Source organism: Streptomyces sp. NPDC087440 (assembly GCF_044744005.1).
In the GTDB taxonomy this organism is placed as follows: Bacteria; Actinomycetota; Actinomycetes; order Streptomycetales; family Streptomycetaceae; genus Streptomyces.
Genome location: NZ_JBIUXN010000006.1, coordinates 1 through 12,269 on the forward strand (window position 1 = coordinate 1; position 12,269 = coordinate 12,269).

7 protein-coding genes and 1 rRNA gene are annotated in these 12,269 nt (G+C 71.4%); 4 read left to right on the forward strand and 4 right to left on the reverse strand.

Annotation, left to right across the window (positions count from 1 at the left end; translation table 11 throughout):
• A 16S ribosomal RNA gene (locus tag ACIO3O_RS14650) occupies positions 1-447 on the reverse strand; the annotation flags it as partial.
• A gap of 697 nt (positions 448-1,144) precedes the next feature.
• On the opposite strand from ACIO3O_RS14650, the gene ACIO3O_RS14655 reads away from it, so the two are divergent.
• Both ACIO3O_RS14655 and ptsP read left to right on the forward strand, forming a co-directional pair.
• Entirely contained in the window at positions 1,145-1,594 is a 450-nt protein-coding gene (locus tag ACIO3O_RS14655) for a PTS glucose transporter subunit IIA (protein ID WP_401745283.1), read from the forward strand.
• A 78-nt stretch (positions 1,595-1,672) separates the two neighbouring features.
• Complete coding sequence (ptsP, locus tag ACIO3O_RS14660) at positions 1,673-3,343, forward strand: phosphoenolpyruvate--protein phosphotransferase (protein WP_401745285.1); 1,671 nt, start codon at positions 1,673-1,675, stop codon at positions 3,341-3,343.
• Positions 3,344-3,409: 66 nt separating this feature from the next.
• Here the strand turns inward: ptsP and ACIO3O_RS14665 are convergent, their stop codons facing one another.
• Together ACIO3O_RS14665 and ACIO3O_RS14670 are read right to left on the reverse strand one after the other, a co-directional pair.
• A complete protein-coding gene (locus ACIO3O_RS14665; protein WP_401745286.1) occupies positions 3,410-4,330 on the reverse strand; it encodes a hypothetical protein in 921 nt (306 codons plus the stop codon).
• A gap of 22 nt (positions 4,331-4,352) precedes the next feature.
• Positions 4,353-5,627: an MFS transporter gene (locus ACIO3O_RS14670; protein ID WP_401745288.1), complete on the reverse strand. Its 1,275-nt coding sequence runs from the start codon at positions 5,625-5,627 to the stop codon at positions 4,353-4,355.
• Positions 5,628-5,672: 45 nt separating this feature from the next.
• Between ACIO3O_RS14670 and ACIO3O_RS14675 the strand changes: the two genes are divergently transcribed.
• Positions 5,673-6,992 (forward strand): aminotransferase class I/II-fold pyridoxal phosphate-dependent enzyme, encoded by a 1,320-nt coding sequence (locus ACIO3O_RS14675; RefSeq protein WP_401745290.1) that lies wholly within the window; start codon positions 5,673-5,675, stop codon positions 6,990-6,992.
• A 21-nt stretch (positions 6,993-7,013) separates the two neighbouring features.
• Here ACIO3O_RS14675 and ACIO3O_RS14680 read toward each other — a convergent pair whose 3' ends face one another.
• Positions 7,014-9,026, reverse strand: a complete 2,013-nt coding sequence (locus ACIO3O_RS14680) for an acetoacetate--CoA ligase (RefSeq protein WP_401745292.1) — start codon at positions 9,024-9,026, stop codon at positions 7,014-7,016.
• 555 nt (positions 9,027-9,581) lie between these two features.
• Between ACIO3O_RS14680 and ACIO3O_RS14685 the strand changes: the two genes are divergently transcribed.
• Positions 9,582-12,002 (forward strand): TIM-barrel domain-containing protein, encoded by a 2,421-nt coding sequence (locus ACIO3O_RS14685; protein WP_401745880.1) that lies wholly within the window; start codon positions 9,582-9,584, stop codon positions 12,000-12,002.
• The last annotated feature ends 267 nt before the right edge of the window (positions 12,003-12,269 follow it).

The following is a 12,269-nucleotide window of genomic DNA, read 5'->3' on the forward strand; positions in this document are numbered from 1 at the left end:
CGCTTCTTCCCTGCTGAAAGAGGTTTACAACCCGAAGGCCGTCATCCCTCACGCGGCGTCGCTGCATCAGGCTTTCGCCCATTGTGCAATATTCCCCACTGCTGCCTCCCGTAGGAGTCTGGGCCGTGTCTCAGTCCCAGTGTGGCCGGTCGCCCTCTCAGGCCGGCTACCCGTCGTCGCCTTGGTAGGCCATTACCCCACCAACAAGCTGATAGGCCGCGGGCTCATCCTTCACCGCCGGAGCTTTTAACCAGGTCCCATGCAGAACCCGGTGTTATCCGGTATTAGACCCCGTTTCCAGGGCTTGTCCCAGAGTGAAGGGCAGATTGCCCACGTGTTACTCACCCGTTCGCCACTAATCCACCCCGAAGGGCTTCATCGTTCGACTTGCATGTGTTAAGCACGCCGCCAGCGTTCGTCCTGAGCCAGGATCAAACTCTCCGTGAATGTTTACCCGTAATCGGGTTCACACATCGGAAGAGCGGAACAGCCACCATCGGAATAAGACGGTGTGTTCCTGCGTCCTCGCTAGTGTTTGCCTACCCGCCACATGGGCCAGTAGGACTTCAAAGGAACCACGACCACCGAAGTGGCCGGGGTATCAACATATTTGGCGTTGACTTTTGGCACGCTGTTGAGTTCTCAAGGAACGGACGCTTCCTTTGTACTCACCCTCGCGGGCTTTCCTCCGGACGTTTTCGTTCGGTGTTTCTTGTTTTGCTTTGTTCTTGCGTTTCCGACTCTATCAGACTGTTTCCAGTGCCGATTTCCTCGGTGCTTTCCAGGTTCTTCGCTTTCGCGTTTTCCCTTTCCGGCGGTTCCGACTCTATCAGTGCTTTTCCGTCTCCCTGACCACTCGTTCCGCGGCATGCGGAAATAGAGATCCGGGATAGGATCAACGTTCTAGAGGCGCTGCCGACACACGGTCCACAAGATGTGTGAGTACGTGTTGGGGTCAGGCAGGAGTACGACAGTACATGGCGCCGCTTGTTGAGGCAAATCGTTTGCGGTGCACCCCTAGGTCCGCCAAGTGGCACCTCTCGTGCGGAACCGGGACTTCTTATGACTTACCCTGCTGAAGCAGGTATGCCGTCCAGGACAGGTAGTGACGGCACCGCACAAACTCCGCCCCTGGGAGGCCCCCATGACCAGCGTGACGTCCCCTCTTGAAGGTCGCGCCATCGGACTCGCCGCAGTCCCCGACCCCGTGTTCTCCGGAGCGATGGTCGGTCCCGGTACCGCTATTGACCCCGTGCGTGAGCCCTCCGCAGCCGTGTCCCCCGTGGACGGTGTCGTCGTCTCCCTGCACCCGCACGCGTTCGTCGTCGTCGACTCCGAGGGCCACGGTGTGCTGACCCACCTCGGCATCGACACTGTGCAGCTGAATGGCGAGGGCTTCGAGCTCCTTGTGAACAAGGGCGACACCGTGACGCGCGGCCAGGAAGTGGTGCGCTGGAACCCGGCCGCCGTCGAGGCCGCCGGCAAGTCGCCCGTCTGCCCCGTCGTGGCGCTCGAAGCCACCGCCGACGCCCTCGCGGACGTCCAGGAGAGCGGCGACGTGAAGTCCGGCGACGCGCTCTTCACCTGGAAGTAGAACGTCGACGCCGTAATGACGGCGGGTAGTACATCCACCGCGGCGGCAGGGTCCGTCGCAACTAGCGGAGACGGTGAAATGGAGACAACGCTGCGAGGCGTCGGCGTGAGCCACGGTGTGGCGATCGGCGAAGTTCGGCACATGGGTACGGCGGTCCTGGAGCCGCCGGCCAAGCAGATTGCGGCGGAGGACGCGGAGCGCGAGCAGGGGCGTGCTCGGCAGGCCGTGGAAGCTGTGGCGGCCGACCTGATTGCGCGTGGCAATCTGGCGGGCGGCGAGGCGCAGGCCGTGCTCGAGGCACAGGCTCTGATGGCCCAGGACCCCGAGCTGATGGCTGACGTGGACCGGCGGATTGCCGTCGGCAGCACGGCCGAGCGTGGCGTCTACGACGCGTTCGCCGCATACCGTGCGCTGCTCGCCAGTGCGGGCGAGTACCTGGCCGGCCGGGTGGCCGACCTGGACGACGTGCGGAATCGTATCGTCGCCCGTCTGCTGGGCGTTCCGATGCCCGGTGTGCCGGACAGCGACGAGCCGTACGTGCTCATCGCGCGGGACCTGGCTCCCGCGGACACCGCGCTGCTCGACCCGGCGCTGGTGCTCGGGTTCGTGACCGAAGAGGGCGGGCCGACCAGCCACAGCGCGATTCTCGCGCGTGCGCTCGGTGTTCCCGCCGTGGTCGCGCTGCCGGGTGCCGGCGAGCTGGCCGAGGGCACGGTCGTGGCTGTCGACGGCAGCACCGGCGACATCTTCGTCGAGCCGAGCGCCGAGAAGCGGGCCGAGCTGGAGGCCTCTGCCGCCGCGCGCAAGGCCGCGCTGGCCGCGTCGACCGGTCCGGGCGCCACGTCCGACGGTCACAAGGTGCCGCTGCTGGCCAACATCGGTGGTCCGGCGGACGTGCCGGCGGCCGTGGAGGCGGGTGCCGAGGGCGTCGGTCTGTTCCGGACCGAGTTCCTCTTCCTGGACGACAGCAAGCACGCGCCGTCGGAGGAGTCGCAGGTCGAGGCGTACCGCAAGGTGCTGGAGGCCTTCCCCGAGGGCCGTGTGGTCGTGCGTGTGCTGGACGCTGGTGCCGACAAGCCGCTGGAGTTCCTGACGCCGGCCGAGGAGCCGAACCCGGCACTGGGCGTGCGTGGTCTGCGGTCGCTGCTGGACCACCCGGAGGTGCTGCGGACGCAGCTGACCGCGCTGGCGAAGGCCGCCGAGGGCCTGCCCGTGTACCTGGAGGTCATGGCGCCGATGGTCGCGGACCGTACGGACGCCAAGGCGTTCGCGGACGCGTGCCGTGAGGCCGGGCTGCAGGCGAAGTTCGGCGCGATGGTGGAGATTCCGTCCGCCGCGCTGCGGGCGCGTTCGATCCTGCAGGAGGTCGAGTTCCTGTCGCTGGGCACGAACGACCTGGCGCAGTACACCTTCGCGGCGGACCGTCAGGTCGGTGCGGTGTCGCGTCTGCAGGACCCGTGGCAGCCCGCGCTGCTCGACCTGGTGGCGGCTTCGGCCGAGGCCGCCAAGGCGGAGGGCAAGAGCTGTGGCGTCTGTGGCGAGGCCGCGGCCGACCCGCTGCTGGCCTGTGTGCTGACCGGTCTGGGTGTCACCTCCCTTTCCATGGGTGCGAAGGCCATTCCGTACGTGCGCGCGACGCTGGCGAAGTACACGCTGGCGCAGTGCGAGCGGGCGGCTGCCGCGGCGCGTGCCGTGGACACCGCCGAGGAGGCCCGCGTGGCCGCGCAGGCGGTGCTGTCCGGGGAGTGACCCGACAGCGCGGTTGAGTTGAGGTCCGTGGGGCCGCCGGTGCGAACCGGCGGCCCCACGGGCTTTTTATTCGTGGTGCCGGGTGCCGGGGTCTTCCAGGACGAACCCGGCGCAGTATTCGACGCCGGATTCCGGGGAGACGGGTTCGCCGGTCTCGGCGTCCGTGCAGTAGGCGTTGAAGACTTCGGCCTCGGTCAGGGCGGTCAGGCCGCCGCGGTCGAGGCGCCAGCCGTGCACCCTGTCCGGTTGGCCGTCGCGGGTCGTGCGCAGGACCACTCCCCCGGGGCTTTCCAGGGCGATGCCCGCGGCGAGGACGGTCACGAACTCGGCGCCCTCGTCGTCGCTGAGTTCGGGGACGCCGTCCGTCCCGGCCTCGGCGTGGAGGACGGAGAGCAGTTGCTCGCCCTCGGCGGGGACGCTGCACACCAGGTGGTGGATGCCGCGTCCGGCGCCCTTGAGGAGGGCGACCAGGAGGTGGGAGGAGCGCTCGAACGCTTCCTTGCCGATGTCCTCGCCGCAGCCCGCGCAGTTGCCGAGGTCGGCGAGGAGGAGGGTCGCGCAGTCCCAGGTGGCCTGGCGGACCGCTTCGTCCACGAGCACGGCGATGAGCCGGTCGAGGGGTTCGCCCGTGTAGGGAACGCAGGCGCCGCGGGCTGCGGCGTGTGCGGTGAAGCGGGCGCGGGTCTCCGGGCGGTCGGGGTCGAGGCCCGTCGACGTACAGAACTCTGCGAATTCTTCCGGGTCGAAGAGGGCGACGCTGGTGTGGAGGCCTTCGGCGGATAGGGTTTTGAGCAGGTGGTCGACCTGCTGGAGGTAGGCCCTGTGGGAGTCGAAGGGGAAGGTGCGGTAGGTGCGCATGGCCTGGAAGTCCTCGGGGTCGGCCAACAGGCCTACGGTGCTGGGGACTTCGCGGCGCAGTGCGCGGCGGGTGGGTCGGGTGGTCCGGGTGGACCGCGTTGTGCGGTTCTGGTTCTTGGCGTGCTCCATTGCTCCCCCTGAGCGCTGTCGATCATTGCTCACTCACAGTAACTGGGGGGTCTGACAATGCCGGTGCGGTGGGGTGGTTGCGGGTCAGTCGATACTGGGCGAAGGCGGTGGCGGTGAGGATCGCTCCCAGGCCGAGCCACCCGGCCGGACCTGCGGCGATGGTGGCGGAGACGACGAGCGGGCCGGCGCTGCGCTGGGCGGAGACGGCCAGGCCGTGGACGCCGAGGTAGGCGCCTTGGGCGTCGTCCGCGGCGAGGACTACGGAGAGTTCCCAGGCAAGGGTCGCGTGGAGCATTTCGGCGCAAGTGAGGGCGGCAGCGGCAATGATCAGGGCGGCCACGGCGGTCCAGGTTCCCCCGGCGGCGGAGACGGCGAGGGCGAGGGTGCCCACGATGAAGGCTCCGGCGAGCGGGAGGAGGAGCCGACGGGCGGCGGCGGTGGTCGGGGCCAGCTTGGCCATGGGCAGTTGGAAGGCCACGACCAGCACGTTGTTGAGGACCAGCAGCAGCGGGGCGAGGCCGTGCGGGGCGTCGGTGGCGTGGACGATCCAGAGCGGGAGCCCGACGGAGAAGATCACGTCGTCGAGGAGGAGGACGGCGTCGGTGGCGGTGTAGAGGAGGTAGGTGCGGTCGCGCCAGGGGTTGGAGCGGGGGGTGGGCGTGGGCTTCTGGGTGTCGGAGGTGGCGATGACGCGGGAGGGGCGGGCGGGTTCGGCGCAGCGGGTGACGATCGCGGCGGCGAGGAGGCTGGAGAGGGCGTTGCCGACGACCAGGGCCTGGTAGGCGGTGGTGGTGCCGACGGCCAGGGCGCCTGCGGCGGCGAGCCCGCCGACCGCGAAGCCGATGTTGACGACCGTGCGGTTGACGGCTTGGAAGCGGACGCGCTGGGGGCCGGAGATGCGGGCGGCGAAGAGCTTGGTGAGGACGCTGGTGGCGCGGTCGCCGAGGCTGGTGGCGGCGGCGAAGACCAGGAGGAGGGCGAAGTCGTCGCTGAGCAGGAGGGCGGCGGAGCCGACGGCGCGCAGGAGTTGGGTGGCGACCAGCACGTGGGTGACGAGGAAACGGTCCGCCAGGCGGCCCGCGAGGGGTGCGCCCGCGATGCCGACGCCGGCGGATATCGCGAGGAGGAGGCCGACCTGGGCGACCGAGAGGCCCGCGACGTACGTGAAGTAGAGGGCGGCGGTGCCCGCCCAGAGGCCGGAGCCTGTCTTGTCGACGAGCGAGACGGCAAGCAGACGGCGTCCGTCGCGGCCTCCCGGGATGCGGTCCTGCCATGCGGTGCGGTCTTTCTGTGGCACCGTTCCCCCTTGCGTTCTTTTTTGTATTGATACATAGTGTGTTACGTGGCAGCACAATATTCGATCAGTGGTACGTCCGCCAAGGAGATCTCCGCGTCCGTCGAGCGGGGGGTGGCGGAGGGCGGGCTCGCGCCGGGTGATGCCCTGCCTCCGGTACGGCGGCTCGCCGAGGAGCTGGGGGTCAGTCCGGGGACGGTCGCGACGGCGTACAAGGAGCTGCGCGGGCGCGGGATCGTCGTGACGCGGGGGCGCGGCGGGACCGTGGTGGCCGAGGCGCCTGCGGTGGGGTCGCGGCGGCCGCCCCGGGTGCCCGTGGGGGTACGGGACCTGGCGGGCGGGCATCCGGACCCGGCGTTCCTGCCCGTACTGCTGCCGCCTGCCCGGGTGGAGCCGGTCAGCGGATCGCACCGGGCGTCGCCCCGGCTGGCGGAGCTGGAGGTGGTGGCGCGGGAGTGGTGTGCGCGGGACGGGGTGCCGGATGAGCACGTGACGTTCGCGCACGGGGCGCTGGACTGTGTGTCGCGGTTGCTGTCGGCGGAGTTGAGGCCGGGGGACGCGGTGGCGGTGGAGGATCCCGGATTCCATCACCTGCTGGATCTGGTGCCCGCGCTGGGATTGCGGGCGGTGCCGGTGGCCGTGGACGCGGAGGGGATGCGGGCGGAGCCGTTGCGGGCGGCGCTGCGGGCCGGGGTGCGGGCGGTGGTGTGCAGTCCTCGGGCGCAGAGTCCGGGGAGCGGGTTCTTCTCGGCGGAGCGGCGCGAGGAACTGCTGGGGGTGCTGCGGGAGTTCCCGGACGTCCTGGTGGTGGAGGACGACCACAACGCGGACGTCTCCGGGGTGCCGTTGCACTCGCTGGCGTCCGGCGGCCTCCCCCGCTGGGCCCATGTCCGTACGGTGTCCAAGCATCTGGGCATCGACCTGCGGTGGGCCGCGTTGGCGTGCGACGCGAAGACGCTCGCACGGCACGACGGGCGGATGCTGCTCACGTCGGGGTGGGTGAGTCACGTGTTGCAGGAGACGGTGCTGAGGCTGATGACGGATGCCGGGACGCGTGCGTTGGTGGGGCGGGCCCAGGAGACGTACACGAAGAGGCGTGCGGAGCTGGTGGGGCAGTTGGGGCGGCGCGGGATCGCGGCGCAGGGGGGCAGTGGGCTGAGTGTGTGGGTGCCGGTGCGGGACGAGTCGGCGGTGGTGAACGGGCTGCGGTCGCACGGGTGGTGGGTGGCGGCGGGGGCGCGGTTCCGGATCGCGTCGGGGCCGGGGGTGCGGATCACGACGGCGGGGCTGGAGGTGGCCGATGCCGCACGGTTGGCCTCGGACTTCGCGGAAGTGCTGGGTGAGTCCGAGGCCACGTACGGGGGGTGAGCCGGTGGGTTCCGGTACGGGTCAGCTGCGGCGGGTGCGGGCGAGGTCCTCGTAGAAGTGGAGGAGGTCGATGTTGTCGACCGAGCCGGGGTTGACCGCCTTGGCGAGGGGGGTGCCGCCGAGGAGGCGCTTGACGGGGACCTCGATGCGCTTGCCGGTGAGGGTGTGCGGGATCGCGGGGACCTCGATGACCTCGTCGGGGACGTGGCGCGGGGAGAGGGAGGTGCGGATGGTGGTCTTGATGCGGGCGAGGAGGTCGTCGTCCAGGGTGGCGCCTTCGGCGAGGTGGACGAAGAGCGGCATCCAGTAGCCGCCGTCGGGCTCTTCGAGACCGATGACGAGGGACTCGCGGATCTCCGGGAGGCGTTCGACGGCCTCGTAGATGTCGGCGGAGCCCATGCGGACGCCGCCACGGTTGAGGGTGGAGTCGGAGCGGCCGTGGATGATCACCGAGTGGTGGTCGGTGAGGGTGATCCAGTCGCCGTGCCGCCAGACGCCGGGATAGGTGTCGAAGTAGCTGTCGTGGTAGCGGGAGCCGTCGGGGTCGTTCCAGAAGCGGATCGGCATGGACGGCATGGGGTTGGTGACGACGAGTTCGCCGACTTCGCCGGTGAGGGGCTTGCCCTGGGGGTCCCAGGCCTGGAGGTCGGTGCCCAGGCAGGCGGCCTGGAGTTCGCCGATGTGTACGGGGAGGGTGGGGACGGCTCCGGCGAAGCAGCTGCAGACGTCGGTGCCGCCGCTGACGGAGGCGATCCAGAGGTCGTGTCCTGCGGTCGCGAACTCGTCGTGGAGCCAGCGGAAGCCGTCGGGCGGGAGCGGGGAGCCGGTGGTCGCGACGCACTTGACGCGGGTGAGGTCGTGGTCGGCGGCGGGGTGGACGCCTGCTTTGCGGCAGGCCATGACGTAGGCGGCGGAGGTGCCGAAGAGGGTGGCGCCGGTCTTTTCCGCGATCGCCCACTGGGCGCCCGTGTCCGGGAAGCCGGGGCTGCCGTCGTACAGGACGATCGTGGTGCCCGTGAGCAGGCCGGAGACGAGGAAGTTCCACATCATCCAGCCGGTGGAGGTATACCAGAAGAAGCGGTCGTCGGGGCCGAGGTCGCAGTGCAGGCCGAGCTGCTTGAAGTGTTCGAGCAGGATGCCGCCCTGGGACTGGACGATCGCCTTGGGGAGTCCGGTGGTGCCGGAGGAGTAGAGGACCCACAGGGGGTGGTCGAAGGGAACTTGCTCGAAGACCGGCTCGTTGTCACTCTCAGTGAGGGATGACCAGGTGAGAGTGCCGGAGGGGGCAGGGGTGTCGAGCAGGGGGATGTGGACGACCGCGCGGAGGGTGGGCAGTTCGCGGCGGAGTTCGGCGACGGTTTCGGTGCGGTCGTGGGTCTTGCCGCCGTAGCGGTAGCCGTCGACGGCGAACAGGACGACGGGTTCGACCTGCTGGAAGCGGTCGAGGACGCTGCGGGCGCCGAAGTCGGGGGCGCAGGAGGTCCATACGGCGCCGACGGCGGCGGTGGCGAGGAGGGCGGTGACGGCCTGGGGGATGTTGGGGAGGTAGCCGCTGACGCGGTCGCCGGGGCGGACGCCCAGGGCGCGGAGTTCGGCGGCCAGGGAGCCGACCTGGCGGCGGAGTTCGGCCCAGGTGACGGGCCGGGGGGTCTGCGACTCGTCGACGTGCAGCAGGGCGGGCTCGTTCGCGCGGGCCGGGTCCTCGGCGGTGCGCAGGGCGTGCTCGGCGTAGTTGAGGGTGGCGCCGGGGAACCACTGGGCGCCGGGCATGGTGCGGTCGGCGAGCACGGTGTCGTACGGGGTGGAGAACCGGATGTCGAACCAGTCGGCGACGGCCTTCCAGAACGTGTCGAGTTCCGTGACCGACCAGCGGTGGAGCGCGTCGTAGCCGCCGTCGGCGGGGGCTCCGTGGTGCTCGGCGGCCCAGGCCTGGAAGCGGGTGACCGCCGCCTCGGCGATGCGGTCGGGGCCCGGCTGCCAGAGGAGCTCCGACACGGGCTCGGACGGGGAGGCGGTGGGCGTCGCTGAGGTCATGGGTGGCTCCCGGGTTCTGCGGTTCTGCTCGGCTGCGATGCTGCGCGGCTGCGGGTGGGCCGGGCAGTCGGTCGATGGAGTCGGTGGGGACTCGGTGGGGACGATGCCATGTGATCGACTTCCGCACCAGGGTGGGTGTGGGGGGAGGGCGTCTGCTGGGTGGGGGTGGAGGAGGGTGCCTGCTGGATGGGGGTGGGTGGGGCGGCGTGGGTGAACGGAAGTTGAACGGGGCCCGGAAGGTTGTCGGCCGGTGGGAGGGTGAGGGGCATGGACGGTCGTGACCTGATGCGCTCGGTACGGATGATCGGTTCGGCGCGGGGGCTGCGGGCCCTGCGGCAGGCCTGGCGGGCGAGGCGGGTGGACGCGTGGGCGCTGGCGGGGCCCGGGGTGGAGCGGGCGCGGGTGCCGGGGGTCTTGCTGGGGGCGCGGGCCTTGCCGGGGGGTGGGGTCGTCCGGTTCGAGCGGTCGGAGCTGCGGATTCTGGTGGCGGCGGGCGGGGCCGTGTTCTGGGGGTGGGACGGGGCCGGGCCCGAGCCCTCGTACGCCTTGGCCGGGTTGTGTCCTGATCCGGATGTGCGGGTGGTGTTGGAGCCGGACACCGGGGGTGGGTGGCGGGTGGTTTCGGAGCGGGTGACGGTGGCGGTGGCGCGGGACGGGGGGATTGAGGTGCGGACGCCGGGTGGGGTGATGGTGCGGAGGGAGCTGGCGCCGCGGTGGTGGGAGAGGGGTGGGGGTGGTGAGTCGGGGGCCCGGCGGGGGGCGGTACGGGGGTGGGCCGGGGCCCTGGCGGGGTGGGCGTCCGGCACGGGGGCGGGGCCAGGGGCGGCGTCCCGGTGGGCCGGGAGCGGGAGGGGCCGCCCCCTTGCCCGCCCGTTCCGCCCCCTTGGGGCGGCCCCGTCGCCCAAGGGAACTAGGGGGCAGAGGGGTGGGGCGGCGCCGGTGCCCGAGGGGGCCAGGGGGCAGAGGGGTGGGGCGGCCCCGTCGCCCGAGGGGGCCAGGGGGCAGAGGGGTGGGGCGGCGCCGGTGCCCGAGGGGACGGGACGGCAAAGGGTGCAGCCCAAGGGGGCTAAGGGGGAAAGCCGGTGGGTGCAGAGGGCGGAGGTGGGGGCGGATGCGCGGTTTTTCGGGCTTGGGGGGAGGAGTGGGGGGCCGAGGCTGCGGGACGGGGTCTACCGGTTGTGGAACACCGATCCCGGCGGGCGGTTCGGGCCCGGGGACGATCCGCTGTATTTGACGATGCCCGTGCAGTTCGTGGTGGCGGACGCCGGGGCGCACATCGCGTTCTACGACAACTCGTGGGACGGGGAGGTGCTGTTGCGGGAAGGGGAGGAGGGCGGCGGTTCCGGGCACGATCGGGCCGGGTGCAGTGAAGTGCGGATGTCCGGTGGGCCGTTGCGGTGCTGGGTGGTGGTGGGGACGCCCGCGCGGGTGCTGCACGGGTGGACCGCGCTCACCGGCCGGCCCGCGCTGCCTCCGTCGTGGGCGCTCGGGCCGCAGCACGCCCGGTGGGGGTTCGGGAGTGAGGCCGAGGTGCGGCGCGTGGTCGCCGGGTACCGGGAGCGGGGGCTGCCGCTGGCCGCCGTACACCTGGACATCGATCACTACGACCGGCATCGGGTGTTCACCGTGGACCGCGAGGCGTTTCCCGATCTGCCGGGGCTGGCGCGGGAGTTGCGTGCGGGCGGGGTGCGGTTGGTGTCGATCGTGGACCCGGCGGTGCGGGCCGAGCCCGGGAACGCGGTGTACGACGCCGGGGTGGCGGCCGGGGCGTTCGTGCAGGACGCGTGGGGCCGCGAGGTGCGCGGGGAGGTGTGGCCCGGGGAGTGCGCGTTTCCGGACTTCACCGATCCTGCGGTGCGGGAGTGGTGGGGCGGGCTGTACGCGGAGCGGCTCGCGCAGGGGTTCGCCGGGGTGTGGCACGACATGAACGAGCCGGTGACCTTCTCCCCGTTCGGGGGCGGCACGCTGCCGTTGTCGGCGCGGCACGCGGTGGAGGGGCGGGGCGGCGACCACCGGGAGGCGCACAACGTGTACGCGCTGGCGATGGCTCGGGCGGGCTATGAGGGGTTGCGGCGGTTGCGGCCCGAGGAGCGGCCGTTTCTGTTCTCCCGGTCCGGGTGGGCGGGGATGCAGCGGTACGGGGGGACCTGGTCGGGCGATGTGAGCAGCGGGTGGGCGGGGTTGCGGGCCTCGCTGTCGCTGGTGCTGGGGCTGGGGCTGTGCGGGGTTCCGTATTCGGGGCCGGACGTGGGCGGGTTCGACGGGCGGCCGGATGCGGAGCTCTATCTGCGGTGGTTCCAGTTGGGGGCGTATTTGCCGCTGTTCCGGACACACTCGGCGATCGACGCCGGGCGGCGGGAGCCGTGGGAGTTCGGGCCGCAGGTGTTGGAGGGGGCGCGGGCGGCGCTCGTGGAGCGGGAGCGGCTCGGGCCGTACTTCGTGACGCTGGCGCACTTGGCGCGGCTCACCGGGGCGCCGTATGTGCGGCCGGTGTGGTGGGGGGCGCCGGGGGATCGGGCGTTGCGGGACTGCGAGGACGCGTTTCTGCTCGGGGACGCGTTGTTGGTGGCGCCGGTGCTGGAGCCGGGGGTGGGGCGGAGGGCGGTGCGGCTGCCGCGGGGGCGGTGGTACGACGTGGTGAGCGGGGAGGCGTTCGAGGGGCCGGGGCAGGTGCTGGTGGATGCGCCGGGGGTTGGTGGGGGTTCCGGTGGCGGCGGGGCGCGGATCGCGGTGTTGGCGCGGGGCGGGGCGGTGATTCCGGTGCGGGGTGCCGGGGGCGGTGTGGAGTTGGAGGTGTGGGCGCCGGGGCCGGGGCGGACCGGGGGTGGGGTGTTGGTGCGGGATGTGGGCGAGGGGTGGGGGGAGCCGCGGGTCGAGCGGTTCGTTTCGTGGGAGCGGGACGGGGTGGTCGGGGTGGAGCGGGACGGGGACGGGGAGGTGGGAGTTCCGGTGCGGGTGAAGGGGGTGGTGGGCTGAGGGGCTCCGCCGTGGGGAGCGGGCCGGGAGGAGGGGGTTCCGGTGTGGAGGAAGGGGGGCGGCCGGCTGTGCGGCTCCGCCGTGAGGAGCGGACCGGGAAGCGAAGGCACCGGTGCGGAGGCGCGGCTCAGCGAATCCGCTGTGAGAAGCGGGCCGGGAGGAAGGGGTTCCGGCGCAGAGGAAGGGGGCTGACTGAACGGCTCCGCTGTAGGGAGCGGGCCCGGAAGCGAAGGCACCGGTGCGGAGGCGCGGCTCGGCGAATCCGCA

Coding starts and splice junctions, on each gene's coding strand:
- ACIO3O_RS14680 (WP_401745292.1), bottom strand. CDS start 9,026: ATGACCTCAGCGACGCCCACCGCCTCCCCGTCCGAGCCCGTGTCGGAG.
- ptsP (WP_401745285.1), top strand. CDS start 1,673: ATGGAGACAACGCTGCGAGGCGTCGGCGTGAGCCACGGTGTGGCGATC.
- ACIO3O_RS14665 (WP_401745286.1), bottom strand. CDS start 4,330: ATGGAGCACGCCAAGAACCAGAACCGCACAACGCGGTCCACCCGGACC.
- ACIO3O_RS14655 (WP_401745283.1), top strand. CDS start 1,145: ATGACCAGCGTGACGTCCCCTCTTGAAGGTCGCGCCATCGGACTCGCC.